Source organism: Novosphingobium sp. (genome assembly GCF_019748365.1).
GTDB lineage: Bacteria > Pseudomonadota > Alphaproteobacteria > Sphingomonadales > Sphingomonadaceae > Novosphingobium.
Map to the genome: position 1 here is coordinate 1 of NZ_JAIEPN010000104.1, position 15,585 is coordinate 15,585.

Sequence of the window (15,585 nt, forward strand, 5' to 3'; positions counted from 1 at the left end):
CCATGGGGCTTTTTATTCAACCCAACTGGCCCCTTTTTAAACCGGTGCCTGGCCCGTTTTTATCCCGGTGTTGACAAATGGTCCTGACTGATTAACGCAACGCAGGATCCCACCAAATGACCGCATTGGCTGGCCGACCGCAGTTGGGCCGGCATTTGGCTCGTAGCCTTTCCCCATAGGTCCGTTGTCGTTCTTGGGCTGGCCAGTTCAGGCTATCGGAGAACGCACATCGACAGGTCTGTAATCCAACTCGCGACCCCCGATCTTAAAGTCTGGAACGCTGGGCGAGCTACCTTGCCTAGCCCGTTAAAAGGCGGGCCCCTCCATCATGCCGCGGGCCATGGCGATCATGTCTTCCACGAGGCCATCCTCCATCGCCGCGCTCCAGCAGACATAAGGCGAGAATGCCAAGGCCGGCATATCCTCGACTGGTTCGAGTTGACCTGAACCGATGTAGGACTCTGCCAGTCGCTCGGGCACGAAGCCGCTTGAACCGGTCCTTGCAAGCCAGTCCAGCGACAAGACGCCGAGGTCGAGCGTCAGGCCCGGCGAGGGCAGATCGCCGAGGCGCGCGCGCAACTCATCATTGATAGCCTCGCCCCATTCTGTTCGTACGAAGTTTTCCGTCCAGTCAACCGCAGGATTGGCCGTGACCAGAATCAGCCGATCTTCTGCGAGTTGCTCCATACGCTGGCCACGTGCCAATTGGGGCTCATAAAGAAACGCAATATCGAGCTCGGCGTCATCAAGGGCTCGGTTGAGCTGAGCTGGAGCAGCGGCAACCGCGTGAAACGCGATGTCGCGGCGCGCCTCCCTCATGGCGTCTAGCCAGGGCATCAGGAGCCTTGGCCAAAGAGCATGCTGCCCACCGACCCGCACCAACTGGGTGAAGCGTGGCGGCAATGCGGTCTGCTCGCAACCGTGCTGCCAGGCCCGCTGCATCTTGAGCGCCGGATCAAGGAAACGCCGGCCAGCGGGCGTGAGCCGGCAACCCCGCTTGTCTCGTTCGAACAGGCGAACTCGCAAGACGTGTTCAAGCTGCTTGATGCGCTCAGTCACGGCGGATGGGCTTGCGTGAACACGCTGCGCGGCTTCGGAAAAGCTTCCTGCAGTGGCCGCTGCAATAAAGGTTCGAATGGTCACGATATCCATGAATTTGGAATATCCGAATTTAGAGTTCTGACAATCAGGTTTCCTGAAATTGTTTTACTGTGGGAAAGCAGTTCCAGACGTTCTTCACTCAACGGCAGAACCGGAGCGGCAGTGCAGCGCCTGCTAGGAAATCCATTATAGAAAGGATCGTCATGTCCGTTCAACATGCACAAGACATCAAGCCGGACGGAGAAATCCACGGCACCCTCGTTTCGGCAAAGCTCGCGTTCGCGCGCGATGCACTGGAGCCGCACGTCTCAGCGGAAACGATGCATTACCACTATGACAAGCACTACCTCGGCTATGTCAGCAAGACCAACGCGCTGATCAAGGGCACGGATCTGGCTGGGGCGGCGCTTGAGGACATCGTTCGGCAGGCCGCGTGGAAGCGCCGCCGAGCCTTGCTGGTCAATGCGGCCCAGAGCTGGAACCATGCCTTTTTCTGGGCATCGCTCAGCCCTGATGGGCACGCTGGGCCAGATGCCATCCTTGCATCGGCGTTGGAGAGGGCTTTCGGCAGTCTGGAGAACTTCCGGCACAAATTCATCGACAAGGGATTGTCCCATGTCGGGTCCGGCTGGCTCTGGCTGGCCTGCGACAGGAATCGCGGTCTTCTGCTGGTCACGACCGACAAGGCCATACCAGTCTGGCTCGGGACTGACAGAGTGCCGCTTCTGGTGTGCGATCTGTGGGAACACGCCTACTATCTCGACTGGAAGAATGACCGGGCCGCATGGCTTGGCGCTTTCATCGATAACTGCACCAACTGGGACCATGCAGGCGGCCAGCTTGCAGCACTGGTCAACGGCGAGGCGACTTGGGCCTATCCCGGCTGATGGCGTTTCAAGCACGCTCCGATCCTTGGGCTTCGATTGGCCTTGCCTAAGTCTTCCATGGGCTTAGACCCGGTAAGGCAATGGCAGGACCAGTCACCGTGATGGCAATCTCAGCCATTTTTGCAGCCGGCCTGGTCGGTTTTGCCACGGACAAGGTGCGTCATGATCTTGTCGCCCTGCTGATGCTTTCGACGTGCGTGGCGCTGGGGCTTGTCAGCCCCAATCATGCCTTCACGGGCTTTTCCGATCCTGTCGTCATCACCGTTGGCGCCATCATGATCATCAGCGCGGCGATCGCGCGGTCCGGGGTGCTGGCCTATGCGCTGCGCCCATTTCAGAGGTGGATGAAGGCGGAAACGGGCATCGCTGTGGTTTACGCGCTTCTGTGCGGCGTAGCCTCTGCCTTCATGAACAATGTCGGCGCCCTCGCGCTGCTGCTGCCGGCTGCGCTGGCCACCTGCCGGACTGCCAAAGTCTCGCCCAGCCGCATTCTCATGCCAATGGCGTTCGCTTCGTTGCTTGGCGGGCTTGTCACGCTGATCGGCACACCGCCGAATGTCATTCTGGCGGAAATGCGCAGTGACTATGGCCGGCCGGTGTTCGGCATGTTTGACTTTGCCCTCGTCGGACTTCCGCTCGCGCTGGCCGGACTGGTTCTTACCATCTTGCTGGTGCGCTTTCTGCCCATGCACGCCTTGAGCGAGGGGGAGCCGCTCAAGTTCCGGGTCGCTGACTATCTGTTCGAGCTGCGTGTTCCGAAGAATCCCACGAAATCCCTCACAGTGGAAACTCTGGCGTCGATCGGTTCGGGTGATGACCGGCTTGCCGTCCATGCGATTGATCGCGGGGGCATTCTGGTCACGGCGCCACGATTGAGCAGGCTGCTGATGCCTGGCGATATCATCCAGGTCGAGGGTCGCGCGCCGGTCGTCGAGGAGGCACTGGAACGGCTCGGGCTCGAACTGGCGTCCGATGTGGAAGATGATCTGCTGGGCGATGCCTTCTTCGAATTCGTCGTCACGGAACAGAGCACGCTGGTGTTGCAGGACGCCCCTTTTGCCCTGCTGGCGGCACAGGGCGCTGCGCTTGTCGCACTCAGTCGCCGGGGCAAGAGTATCGCGGCGGGCCTTTCGGCGATGCGGCTGCAAGCCGGTGACGTGATCCTGCTGCAGGCCGAGCCCACCCGGTCCGCCGATCTGGCACATGTCTTCAACCTCCTCCCGCTCGCCGAACGTCCATTGAGGCTGCGTGTTTCCGCAAAGGACTGGCTGCCGGTCGCTGCGCTGGTCGGAGCGATCATCGCCGCAGCAACTGGCGTTTCCGGTCTTGCCACCGCGCTGATGCTCGCTGTTGCCGCGCTCGGCCTTGCCGGGAGACTGCGGGGGCACGTCTATCAGGACATCGACTGGTCGATTATCGTCCTGCTTGCGGCGGTCATCCCCGTGGCGCAGGCGTTTGCGGAAAGCGGAGCTGACGAGACCGTGGCAGGCTTCATCAGCGTCGTTGGCAAGGGCCAACCGGCCTGGGTTCCTGTCGGGCTTGCGCTGGGATTGACGATGGCTGTCACGCCGTTTCTCAACAACGCTGCCGCGGTGCTCATCATGGGGCCGATCGCCGCGCAAACCGGGATCGAAACGCATGTCCCGGTGGATGCCATGCTGATGGCCGTTGCAATCGGTGCCTCGTGTGATTTCCTGACGCCGATCGGGCACCAGTCCAACACGCTCGTATGGGGGCCCGGCGGATACCGTTTTTCTGATTACGCCCGCGTGGGCGCGCCGCTGACACTGCTGGTGCTGGTGCTCGGCACAGCGCTGATCACGGCAATCTGGGGATAAGATTCATGGACGCTTCGGCTTTGGCCCCGTTTGACGTGGCCGCAATCCTGATCCTGCTGGCAGCCGGGCTTGGCTATGCCAACCACCGGTTTCTGAAACTGCCATCGGCTGTCGGCCTGACACTGATGGGCGCAATTTCATCGCTCGCGATCATCGGGATCGGGGCGGCCTTCCCGGCCTGGGGCCTGAGGCCCATGGTCGAACAGTTCCTCGCCGGCATCGATTTTCACGCGACCCTTATGGAAGGCATGCTCTCGTTCCTGCTGTTTGCCGGAGCGCTCCATGTCGACTGGACCCAGATGCAGGCCAATCGCCTGCTGGTCTTCACGCTCGCGACATTCGGCGTCCTGCTTTCAACCGCGCTCATCGGCGCAGGGACATGGTGGCTGGCCAGCGTGGCGGGCGTGCCGGTCCCGCTGCCCTGGGCGCTCGTGTTCGGCGCGTTGATCAGTCCGACTGACCCGGTGGCCGTGATCGCGATCCTCAAACGGGCCGCGGTGCCGCCTTCGCTGCAGGCAACCGTGGCGGGCGAAAGCCTGTTCAACGATGGTGTCGGCGTTGTCGTCTTCGGCATCCTGATCGCGATTGCGACCGGCGCCGAACAGTTCAGTCCGGTCCATGCGGCCAGTGATTTTGCGCGAGAGGCGGGGGGCGGTGTTGTCTTCGGCCTGGTGACGGGATGGATCGCCTGCCGTGCGATGGAGACGATCGACGACTACAGTGTCGAGGTGATGATCAGCCTTGCGCTGGTCATGGCGGGATACAGCCTTGCCCATGCCCTTCATGTCAGCGGTCCGGTCGCGATGGCGGTGGCCGGGCTGTTCATCGGCAACGCTGGGATGGCGCGCGCCATGAGCGATACGACGGCCGATTATCTCGTCAAGTTCTGGGAACTGATCGACGAGATTCTGAATGCGGTCCTGTTCCTGCTGATCGGCCTCGAAGTGATCCTCATTTCTGGGCAGTTCCATCTCATGCTGTTTGGGCTCGCGGTCATTCCGCTTGGCCTGCTTGCGCGCTGGCTCTCCGTCAGCATTCCGCTGCGTCTCCTGCGCAGCGGGATCGATCTTGGGCATCTGGCGACACCGACGCTGGTCTGGGGCGGGCTGCGTGGCGGCATATCCATCGCACTTGCGCTTTCCCTCCCGGAGAGCCCTTCACGCACTCCCATCATCGCAGCGACGTTCATGGTCGTGCTGTTCTCGGTGATCATCCAGGGCGGGAGCATTGGCGGCCTGATCAACCGGCTCAGCCAACGGCAGGCAGCGCTCGGGAAGAACACCGCATGAGCTACGACCCGCCTTCCCTGACATCGCTTTCGGCCCGGTTGCGCGCCGGGGTTGCGCGCTCGGTTGCGTTGTTCAGCGCCCAGATCGCGAGGACCGGGCTGTTTCCGGACCTTGCCGGAGAAGCGGGCAAAGCCTTGCGCCAATCGGTGCGCGAGGATGGCCAGATCACCAAATCCTACATGCTGATGTGCGGCCTTTCGGCCGGTATCGCCACGCTCGGTCTCTTGCAGTCGTCTACCGCGGTGGTCATCGGCGCAATGCTGATTTCGCCGCTGATGGGACCGATTGCGTCCATGGGCTTCGGCTTCGCCTCGCTGGATGGGCGCCAGATCCGCGAGGCGGCCAAGGTTATCGCTGTTGGCGCCGCCATCGGCATCCTGACCGGTATCCTGCTGACCTGGCTCAGCCCGATCCGCAATGCCACGTCCGAGATCGTGGCCCGTACCGAACCGACCCTTCTGGACCTTGTCGTCGCTGTCTTCTCAGGCATCGCCGGGGCCTACGCGACGGTTCAGCAAAAGGGTGCGACCGCAATCGGCGTGGCGATTGCCACCGCGCTCATGCCGCCGCTGGCGACAGTCGGTTATGGCCTAGGTGTAGCAAATCTGAGCTTTGCGTTCGGGGCCTTCCTGCTGTTCCTGACCAATCTTGCAGCGATTGCGTTTTCGTTCGCCCTGATCGCCCGATTGAGCGGGGCTGCACGGCCACTGGCAAAAGTCGAGAAAGCTCCGCGCTTTATTCTGGCCGGCCTCGCCGCGTTTTCCGTTCTCGCTGCGCCGCTTGGCGTCACGCTCTACCGCGTCAACGCCGAAGCCAGGGCGCAGGCAACGGTCCGGCGCGTGCTCGCGGATGAGCTGAAGCTCAAGCCGCTGAACGTCGCCCAGTTGCAGGTCCGGTGGCCGCTGCGAGGCAAACCCGCCATCGACGCTGTGGTGATTGTTCCGCAATACACGAACGATGCAGATCGCCGCCTGGAGACCAAGCTGGAGGCAGAGTGGGGCATAAAGCCCTCCATCAACCTGCAGCAGGTGGTCGCGGCAGATCTGCAGTCCCAGACCCAGGCGCTAGTCGATGCGGCCGTGGAAACGTCTGCAGCCGGTATTGCCCGCGACGTGCCGCCGCTGGTCGCCATTCGCGAGGCCGTTGGCCTGCCGACGCAGGCGCTATGGGTCAATCGCACGGAGCGAACGGTCCAGTTGGTTCCTTTCGCTGCCGAGGGCTGGCAACTGGGTGACTATCGCAGTGCTGAGCAGGCAGCGGCCAAGGTGGCGGCCGGCTGGAATGTGCGGATTGTTCCCCCGGTCCAGCCGACGCTGGCCATTGCCATCGAACTCAAGGACCGTGCTCCGCAAGGGGACGGTGCTCCGCAAGAGGACGGTGCTCCGCAAGGAAACGGGGCGCTCGCCGACGCTGTCTGGGCGATCCAGCGTTGGGGCGTTCAGGGCATCTCCGTCGCCGGGTATCTGCAGGGGGCCGGAACTGAGGCGGCAAATGCAACGGCTCTTGCCGCCGCGCAGTATGCGGTGTCGCAGCTTGCCAATGCCGGTATCCGGGGCAGCGCGAAGGTGCTGCCGGGCGATCGCTTGCAGCGCGGACTTCCGGGGCCTGCCGGGGTGGTCTTCGAGATCGTCAGACCGCCGGAGCGCATGCAGTGATCTCGTTGCTTTCAGTCTTCACCGCGGTAACTGTTTGGGCCGCGCTGACATTCGGATCGTTCGCGAGATCGGAGACCTGGCGCGCAACGGTTACGCCGCTGGCCTCGATCATCGGTTCGGGCTTTCTGGTCTGCGGCCCATTGCTGGCGAAAGAATTCGGTTCCGGGGCGATTCTCGCGATGGGGGCGCTGCTGGCGCTCGCTTATGCTGTTGGCGCCGTCGTGCGCTTCAACATCGTGCATGTCGAAAACCATGCGCGGACCCTTCGTCCGCATGATCCATTCGCGTGGGCCATGCGCTCCGGACAGGTCATGCTCGCTATCGCTTACGCTGTATCCGTCGCCTATTATCTGAAATTGCTGGCAGAGTTTTCAATCAAGCCGTTCGCCATCGATGCCGCATCCCACGCACTCGTTGCCAACCTCATCGTGACGGCCATCATTGTGGTGATGACCCTGCTGACCTTCTCCGGCGACATCAAGAAGATCGAACACGCCGCCCATTCGAGTGTCTCGATCAAGCTAGGTCTGATTGCGGGGCTGCTCGCCGGCCTCGCCGTCTGGTGGGCGTCCGGCGCCGCACCCGCATCGACACTGCCGCCTGCGCGCGTCACCTGGAGCGGAGTTCCGCTCCTGCTAGGCCTCTTGATCACCGTGCAGGGCTTTGAAACGTCACGGTATCTTGGCGATGCGTACGATCAGCAGTTGCGGGTACGGACGATGCGTTTGGCGCAATGGATCTCGTCAGCGATCTATCTTGCATTTCTGGCCCTCCTCACTCCGGTCCTCGCCCGCGCTGCAGAAAGCGAAGGCGTGACAGGGATTCTCGACATCATGACATTCGTTGCGTCCCTTCTCGGTTTCTTCGTCCTCGGCGCTGCGGTGACCAGCCAGCTCAGCGCGGCCATCGCGGATTCCATCGGTTCCGGCGGACTGATGATCGAGGTTTCGCAGCGGCGTCTGAATGTCCGCTCGGCCTTCATCGCGGCCAGTGCGCTGTCTCTGGCCGTAGTCTGGCTGACGGACCCCTTTCAGGTGATTGCGCTCTCGTCCCGGGCATTTGCCGTGTTCTACGCAGTTCAGGCACTGCTCGCCTTCTGGGTCTCGCGACGTACCGGGGCGGGCGGACTGGTTGCCCAAGCCGGTTTCGTTGCCGTTGGTGCGATCTGCATTATCGCGACATTGGCTGGTGCTCCGGCGGAGAGCTGAACCCGGCGGGTAAAGGCCTCCATCGTTGCCCCACTCCATCTGCCACTCTAGGTAAACTGCATGAATTTGGTCACAAAGTTCTGGCCTCAAAGCTATCGGCTGGATCCCTCGGGGCTGTTGCGTCGTGCTGCGGCGGTGATCGGGGCGGTATTGCTCGGCCTGGTCGCGATCGCCTTTGCAAAGAGCGGCGAGGCGGCTCAGCAGATCTTTGACCGCGCGTTTGCTGCAGCGCCCTGGCTGGCTGCATCCGGAACGCCGTTTGTGTTCGTCGCGGTGGTCGGGTTGACGCGGCGATTCTTTCCGGAAGCGCGCGGTTCCGGGATTCCACAGGTCATGGCTGCAGGACATACTCCGGCGGCCAGTGCGCAAGGTCCACTCATCTCGCTGCGAACTGCAGCTGCAAAGTTCATCGGCACATTGGCCATGCTGCTTGGTGGCGGGGCTGTCGGACGTGAAGGCCCCACCGTGCAGATCAGCGCCGCACTGATGGTTGCGGTGCATCGCTGGCTCCGGGTTCCGATCAATGCAGGCGTGATCATAGCCGGTGGCGCAGCAGGCGTTGCTGCTGCATTCAATACACCGCTTGCCGGCGTGGCATTCGCCATCGAGGAACTGGCCGCCGCGTTCGAGCAGAAAGTTGCGGTACTGGTCATGGCGGCGGTGATGATCTCGGGGCTGGTCAGCCTCGGGATTGCGGGCGACTATGTCTACTTCGGTGTCGTCACCCGGCATCTGGCGCTTCAGGACGTTCTTGTCCTCGCACCGGTGATCGGAGTTCTGGGAGGCTTGGTTGGCGGCACGTTCGCCCGCGTTCTGGTGGCTTCGGCAACGTCAACCCGCCGCCCTTTCGCTTTCGCCCGTTCGCATCCCCTGCCGCTTGCCTTTGCATGCGGCATCATTGTGGCGGCAGCAGGGTTAGCCAGTGGCGGGGCGAGCTGGGGTACTGGCTATGACACAACGAGGCAGCTGCTAAGCGGACAAAATGCGTCTCTGGCGTTCGGTCCAGCGAAGTTCATCGCATCTCTGGCGACCGCGCTCAGCGGCGCGCCGGGCGGTATCTTTGCACCTTCGCTTTCAGTGGGCGCGGGGCTTGGCCAGATCGTGGCTTACTTTGTGAAAGGCGAACCTTCGGGGGCTCTCGTGCTTCTTGGTGTCGCTGCGTACTTCACCGGCGTGGTCAGGGCACCGCTGACTGCCGTCATCATTGTCATGGAGATGACCGCCGATCGGTCAATGATCATCCCCTTGTTCATTGCGGCACTGATCGCGGATTGGGTAAGCAGCAAGATCTGCCACGCCAAGCTTTACCATGCGCTCTCGCAAGGTTTCCAATCTGCTCTGCTGGAAACGCATCGCTCCCGGTGATTGGCCTAATTCGAGGTGATTATGGCCCCCATTCGCTTCGCCGCACAAAGGCGTCAATCATCTACAGGGCGACTGGTATCTTTCGCGCCGTCCAGATTCTGCTCGGCCATAACAAGATCGAGAATACGGTCCGCTACCTCGGAATTGACTTGGAGGATGCTCTTGCCCTCGCCGAGAATACTGAAATCTAACCCGATAGCTCCCCACCCTGCGTGGGGATCTAACCTTCGGACGCCTTGCACCTATCCACCAATCAGGCATGATTATTAAGCGGCAGCTTAATCTCGAAGCAGACGTTGGTGCTGCTATACCTCAATGACCGAGTCTGGCCGACTGCTGGCGCCTTCATCAGCAGAACGTGTGCTGGAAGAATCGCCAAACGCGCGGACTTACAACGCACTTCGGTTGGCGGGCGAAACGGGGCGTTGAATTAGGCGGCACCATTGATCTTCAATACCAACCGGCGATTTCCGGCAAGACGCCAAGTCAGGTGTTGGCGCGTTCCATGATCCAGTCAGCAGTTACCTGGGGTTGCATAAGCGGAAACATATGTCCGCCATCGATCATCTTGAGTTCAGCCCCCTTTATCGCGGCAACAGTCGTCTGACCATGTACGGTGGGATCCAGCAGGAGATCGCCGCTTGCGAACATGATCCCGACCGGAATGGAGAGTTCGCCATATCGTGCGGCAATGCCCGCCATCTCGCCCCGCGCCGCCTCGACATCGCGGCATGCTGCAACGAACGCTTCGGGACGCAGGGTCAACGCAGCGCCGCCTCGCGTTTCGAAATCGGCCGGAAAAGGTTCGGGGCCGAAAACCTGGGCATTCGCCGCATCTGCTCCAAGGCGCCCAGCTGGAGCCGCCAGTGTCCATGCCAGCACTGTACGGGCAATCGGCGAACGCAGATCAAGCGCCTTGAACACCTGCGGGATAGCCTCGATCGGCTGGGTTAGCGGCGCAAGCAATGCGAGGCCGCCAACTTTGTCGTGATGATCGAGCGCCATCGCCAGAGCGATAGCACCACCGAGCGAGTGGCCCACCACCAACGGCCTGTCTAGGCCAAGCTGGTCCATGAGCTCGACGATCATCGCCGCCTGCACTGCAAGACCGCATTTGCCCTCACCTCGGTAGGTCGAATATCCTGATCCCGGTCGGTCGACCAGGATAAGCCGATGGTGCGGCAACAGAAGTTCGCTCAAGGCATAGGTGAAGTTGCGAAGCTGTCCTCCAAGACCATGTATCAGAACGATCGGCGCTCCTTCACCGATGGCGAGGTAGTGCAGGCGAGCACCCTTCACATCGGCGAATCGCCCATCGGGCGGTACCAGTTGTTCAGAGCGCTTGCGGTTCCATGCAGTGAACGCAGCCAGCCCCGCGCTTGCGGCAAGTACGGTCGCGCCAGTACCCGCAATGGACTTGAGAAAGCTCGCCATTGATCCGCCATCCTTCCAATTTCCAAGGGCCTCTTCATCTCATGCCCGTACCTTTTCGGCAATTTCAGATCTCGGCTCTTTGCGGCACGTCCGGACGCCTGATCGAACCGATCCGGGAGTGAACCTCGCAGGCTGCGACGCTGCGCCAGTTGATAAGGCGCTATCGTCGCCCCGGCAGCGTGTGCCGCAATGCCTTGCCGCTTGGGCGCATAGGATCTCGCTCAGGCGGCCGATAGGCTGGCGAAGGGGGTGGGTGTCGATCCGGCGAGAGAGATCGGCATGCCAGCCGCGCCTATCAACATCGCGGCACATATGAAGTGATTGCAGCGTCCGGCGCGGCAAGCGGCTCGCGGTGCGGGTCCGCGTCAGAGAAGCCTTGTCGCGCGGAGGTATTTCGATATCAATATATCTTGCAAGAGCTGCCGGGAGGCACCAGTGTCAGCGGATCACGACTGGTGTGCAGGTGACGAAAAGAGCGCCGCGCCCGGCAGAATGGCGCAAGGCGCGGGATGGCATCGCCGAGCCTTGCTGCGGCGGAGAGGATGATCATGACGGACATGACCTTGACGGTGAACGGCCGCGAACATGTGGTGACAGTGGAGGATCGCACCCTGCTGGTGCATCTGCTGCGCGACCAGCTGCGGCTGACCGGAGCGCATGTCGGCTGCGATACCAGCCAGTGCGGCGCCTGCACCGTGCATGTCGATGGCAAGGCGGTGAAGAGCTGCACCATGCTGGCCGTGCAGGCGCAGGGTTGCGAAATCCTCACGATCGAGGGGCTGGCGCAGGGGCGCGAGCTGCACCCGATGCAGGCGGCCTTCCATGAGCATCACGGGCTGCAGTGCGGTTTCTGCACGCCGGGGATGATCATGATGGCACTCGATATCGCCCGCCGCCACCCGAGCCCCGACGCCGCTACCGTGCGTGCGGAGCTGGAAGGCAATCTCTGCCGGTGCACCGGTTACCACAATATCGTGAAGGCCGTCGTGGCCGGCGCGCAGCGCATGGGAGAGCCGGCATGACCGCGATGACCGCCCCCATGGGCAAGTTCGGCCAGTCGGTAAAGCGGGTCGAGGATTCGCGCCTGATCACCGGCAACGGCCGCTATGTCGACGATCTCGTGCTGCCGGGGCAGACCCATGCCGCGTTCGTGCGCTCGGCCTATGCCCATGCGCGGATCGGCGCGATCGACGTGTCTGCCGCCGCGGCGATGCCCGGCGTCGTGAAAATCCTCACCGGGCAGGATCTGGTGGACGGCGGCCTTTTCGCCCTGCCGAGCGGCTGGGGCCTCACCTCGATCGATGGCACCCCGGCCCGCGTCGGCGTGCACCATGCGCTGGCGGTGGACACGGTCCGCTTCGTCGGCGAGCCAGTGGCGCTGGTGATTGCCGAGACAAGGGGCCAGGCCCGCGATGCTGCGGACAGCGTGTTCGTCGAATACGAGGAACTGCCGGCGGTCGTCGACATGGTCGCCGCGCTCGGCCCGGATGCGCCGCAGCTCCACCCCGATATCCCGGAGAACCGGGCTTTCACGTGGGACATCGGCAATGCCGAAGAGGCGGACGCAGCCTTTGCCCGCGCAACGCGGCGGGTGAGCATCGAGCTGCGCAACAACCGTCTCGTCCCCAATGCGATGGAGCCGCGCGCGATCAATGCCGAATGGCGCGCCTACGATGGTTCGATGACGATCCATCTCACGCACCAGAACCCGATCGGCATGCGCGTGCTGTTCATGATGCTGCTGGGGCTCGAAAGCGAGAACCACTTGCGCGTGGTTTCGCCCGATGTCGGCGGCGGGTTCGGCTCCAAGGCACCGGCCTATGCCGAGGAACTCGCCGTGGCCTTTGCCGCGCGCGCGGTGGGCCGGCCGGTCAAGTGGACGGCGGAGCGCACCGAATCCTTCCTCACCGACGCGCATGGCCGCGACCATGTGACCAGGGCCGAACTGGCGATGGACGATCATGGCCGCTTCCTCGGCCTCAAGGTCCATACGCTCGCCAATCTCGGCGGCTATATCTCGACCTCGAACGCGCTCGTCGTCTCCTACATGTACGCAACGATGCTGTGCGGCCAGTATGCGATCCCCGCCGTGCATGCAGTGGTCGAGGGCGTCTACACCAATACCTGCCCGGTCGATGCCTATCGCGGCGCCGGGCGGCCCGAGGCGGCCTATGTGATCGAGCGCCTCGCCCACCTCGCCGCGCGCGAGATCGGGGTGGATCAGGCGGAAATCCGGCGGCGCAACTTCGTGCGCGCGTTTCCGCACCAGACCCCGCTCGTCTATTGCTACGACAGCGGCGATTACGAGGGCTGCCTCGATGCTGCGCTGCGTCTGGCGGACTATCAGGGCTTCGAGCAGCGCCGCGCGGAGGCACGCGCACGCGGCAAGCTGCGCGGGATCGGGCTTTCGGCTTATGTCGAGGCTTGCGGCATCGGGCCATCGAAGCTGCTCGCCAGCCTTGGCGGCGGCGGGAACATGTGGGAATCGTGCGAGATCAGGGTGCAACCGGCCGGATCGGTCGAAGTGCTGACCGGCGCGCACAACCACGGTCAGGGGCATCAGACGGTCTATGCACAGATCATCTCGGAGCGCTTCGGCATCCCGATGGACCGCATCACCGTGGTGCAGGGCGATACCGACCGCATTCAGGCCGGCACCGGCACTTATGGCTCGCGCGCTTCGGTCGGCCTCTCGGCGGCGGTCAAGTCGTGCGAGAAGATCATCGAAAAGGGCCGCCAGATCGTCGGCTACATGCTCGGCATCGATCCCGGCGCCGTCGATTTCGCGGACGGCATCTATACCAGCGCCGCCACCAACCAGACTGTCGCCTTCACCGAAATGGTCCATGCCGCCCATGCCGCAACGCAGTTCCCGACCGATCAGCTCGAGCCGGGGCTTGTCGCGACGTCCTTCTTCGATCCGCCGAATTTCACCTATCCTGCGGGCGTCCACGTGTGCGAGGTGGAGATCGATCCGGAGACGGGTGTGACCGAAGTGGTGGCCTTCAACGCCGCCGACGATTTCGGCAACGTGGCCAACCCGCTGATCGTGGAGGGCCAGGTCCACGGCGGGCTGACGCAGGGCATCGCGCAGGCATTGTGGGAGAATGCGGTCTACGATCCGGACAGTGCGCAGCTGATGACCGCATCCTACATGGACTACGGCATGCCGCGCGCCGACAGCTTGCCCGAGTTCGGTCTGGCCTTCTGGCCCTCGCCCACGCCGGTAAACCCGCTCGGCATGAAGGGCTGCGGCGAGGCCGGGGCGATCGGCTCGCCCCCGGCAGTGATCAACGCAGTGTGCGATGCACTGGGTATCGCGCATGTCGATATGCCCGCCAGCCCGGAGAAGATCTGGCGGCTGTGTCAGGAACGGCAGGAGGCGCTCTGATGTACGAACTTGCCTATTCCCGCCCAGCGTCGCTGGCCGATGCGCTGGCTCTGCTGGCCGAGGACGAGGGCGCCCAGGCCATTTCCGGCGGGCAGACCCTGATGCCGGTGCTACGCGCCCGCCTTGCCATGCCAAGCCGGCTGGTCGATCTGCTGAAGCTGCCCGAACTGGCCGGAATAAGGGCGGTTGACGGCGGAATCGAGATCGGCGCGGCAACCACCCATGCCGACGTGGCGGCGAGCGGCGAGGTACGGGCCGTTCTTCCGGCGCTCGCCGATCTGGCGGGCGGCATCGGCGATCCGGCGATCCGCCATCGCGGGACCATCGGCGGCTCCATCGCCAACAACGATCCTGCCGCCTGCTATCCCAGCGCGCTCCTCGCCCTTGGCGCCAGCATCACGACCAGCCAGCGCATCCTGGCGGCGGAGGACTTCTTCACCGGCATGTTCAGCACCGCGCTGGAGCCGGGGGAAATTGTCACCGCCGTGCGCTTCCCGGCCTGCCAGCGCGCCCGATACATCAAGTTCCGCAATCCGGCCTCCCGCTTCGCGCTGGTGGGCGCCTTTGCCGCGCAGCTGCCCTCCGGCACCCGCATCGCCATCACCGGCGGCGGGCACGGCGTATTCCGCTGGCGTGAGGCGGAGGCGCATCTGGACAGTGGCGGCACAATCGATGCGATCACCGAAGACATGCTGGATCTGGCCCATTTCACGGGCGATCTGCACGGCTCTGCGGAATACCGCCATCACATCGCCGCCGTCATCGTGCGGCGCGCTCTTACAGCCCTCGCCTGACCACGGAATAGCTGACCTATGGAGATTACCGGTTCCTACCTGCTGCCCTGCTCGCCGCAAACGGCATGGCAGGCGCTCAACGATACAGAGGTGCTGAAGTCCTGCCTCAAGGGTTGCGAAGCGCTGGAACGGACCGCCGAGAACGAGTTCACCGGCAAGGTTGCCGCGAAGATCGGCCCGGTCAGCGCGCGCTTTGCAGGCACCATGCGGCAGACCGAACTGGATCCGCCGCGCTCCTGCCGGATGCAGTTCGAGGGTCAGGGCGGGGTTGCGGGCTTTGCCAAGGGCGGCGCACTGGTCACGCTCACGCCGCAGGATGGCGGAACCGAGCTCACATACGTGGCCGACACGCAGATCGGCGGCAAGCTGGCGCAGATGGGTGCGCGGCTGGTTGAAGGGACCGCCAAGTCGATGGCGGACGACTTCTTTGGCAAGTTTGCGGCAGCGGTGGCCGCCATGGAGCCCGAGGCAGGCCCGGTCGCGGCGCCAGCACAGGGTGTGCCTTCGCACGAGCAGACCTCCGGAACGCCTGCGTGGCTCGTGCCAGCGGTGCTCATTGTCATTGCGGCCATGGCCGCCGTGGCCGTGTTCTTCCACTAGCGGCATCCCGCGCGGCGAGAGAA

The 15,585-nt window shown here is 63.3% G+C and carries 12 protein-coding genes and 1 pseudogene; 11 read left to right on the forward strand and 2 right to left on the reverse strand.

Annotated features, from left to right (window positions below; all coding sequences use genetic code 11):
* Positions 1–306 precede the first annotated feature (306 nt).
* A complete protein-coding gene (locus K5Q19_RS13170; protein ID WP_292945898.1) occupies positions 307–1,152 on the reverse strand; it encodes a LysR family transcriptional regulator in 846 nt (281 codons plus the stop codon).
* Positions 1,153–1,211: 59 nt separating this feature from the next.
* Between K5Q19_RS13170 and K5Q19_RS13175 the strand changes: the two genes are divergently transcribed.
* The 7 genes and pseudogenes from K5Q19_RS13175 to K5Q19_RS13205 form a co-directional block, all read left to right on the forward strand.
* Positions 1,212–1,988, forward strand: a complete 777-nt coding sequence (locus K5Q19_RS13175) for a superoxide dismutase (protein ID WP_292945901.1) — start codon at positions 1,212–1,214, stop codon at positions 1,986–1,988.
* A 101-nt stretch (positions 1,989–2,089) separates the two neighbouring features.
* A complete protein-coding gene (locus K5Q19_RS13180) occupies positions 2,090–3,826 on the forward strand; it encodes an SLC13 family permease (protein ID WP_292945904.1) in 1,737 nt (578 codons plus the stop codon).
* Positions 3,827–3,831: 5 nt separating this feature from the next.
* The gene (locus tag K5Q19_RS13185) at positions 3,832–5,115 is read left to right on the forward strand and encodes a sodium:proton antiporter (protein ID WP_292945907.1); all 1,284 of its coding nucleotides are present in this window, start codon (positions 3,832–3,834) and stop codon (positions 5,113–5,115) included.
* Between the two features lie 68 nt (positions 5,116–5,183).
* Positions 5,184–6,770, forward strand: coding sequence for a DUF389 domain-containing protein (locus K5Q19_RS13190; RefSeq protein WP_292945910.1), 1,587 nt, complete (start codon positions 5,184–5,186; stop codon positions 6,768–6,770).
* On the forward strand, positions 6,767–7,978 hold the full coding sequence (locus tag K5Q19_RS13195; protein ID WP_292945913.1) for a hypothetical protein: 1,212 nt from the start codon (positions 6,767–6,769) through the stop codon (positions 7,976–7,978). The genes K5Q19_RS13190 and K5Q19_RS13195 overlap by 4 nt, the downstream gene beginning before the upstream one ends.
* A 60-nt stretch (positions 7,979–8,038) precedes the next feature.
* Positions 8,039–9,343, forward strand: coding sequence for a chloride channel protein (locus tag K5Q19_RS13200; RefSeq protein WP_292945916.1), 1,305 nt, complete (start codon positions 8,039–8,041; stop codon positions 9,341–9,343).
* A pseudogene (locus K5Q19_RS13205) lies at positions 9,343–9,534 on the forward strand (tyrosine-type recombinase/integrase); the annotation flags it as partial. The gene K5Q19_RS13200 and the pseudogene K5Q19_RS13205, both read left to right, overlap by 1 nt.
* A gap of 295 nt (positions 9,535–9,829) precedes the next feature.
* Here the strand turns inward: K5Q19_RS13205 and K5Q19_RS13210 are convergent.
* Positions 9,830–10,777 (reverse strand): alpha/beta hydrolase, encoded by a 948-nt coding sequence (locus K5Q19_RS13210; protein WP_292945919.1) that lies wholly within the window; start codon positions 10,775–10,777, stop codon positions 9,830–9,832.
* A gap of 548 nt (positions 10,778–11,325) precedes the next feature.
* On the opposite strand from K5Q19_RS13210, the gene K5Q19_RS13215 reads away from it, so the two are divergent.
* The 4 genes from K5Q19_RS13215 to K5Q19_RS13230 are packed head-to-tail and all read left to right on the forward strand — an operon-like array spanning position 11,326 to position 15,562.
* Complete coding sequence (locus tag K5Q19_RS13215; protein WP_292945922.1) at positions 11,326–11,799, forward strand: (2Fe-2S)-binding protein; 474 nt, start codon at positions 11,326–11,328, stop codon at positions 11,797–11,799.
* On the forward strand, positions 11,796–14,168 hold the full coding sequence (locus tag K5Q19_RS13220; protein WP_292945925.1) for a xanthine dehydrogenase family protein molybdopterin-binding subunit: 2,373 nt from the start codon (positions 11,796–11,798) through the stop codon (positions 14,166–14,168). Before K5Q19_RS13215 ends, K5Q19_RS13220 begins: the two co-directional genes overlap by 4 nt.
* Entirely contained in the window at positions 14,168–14,962 is a 795-nt protein-coding gene (locus K5Q19_RS13225; RefSeq protein ID WP_292945928.1) for a xanthine dehydrogenase family protein subunit M, read from the forward strand. The genes K5Q19_RS13220 and K5Q19_RS13225 overlap by 1 nt, the downstream gene beginning before the upstream one ends.
* 18 nt (positions 14,963–14,980) lie before the next feature.
* Complete coding sequence (locus K5Q19_RS13230) at positions 14,981–15,562, forward strand: carbon monoxide dehydrogenase subunit G (protein ID WP_292945931.1); 582 nt, start codon at positions 14,981–14,983, stop codon at positions 15,560–15,562.
* Positions 15,563–15,585: the final 23 nt, after the last annotated feature.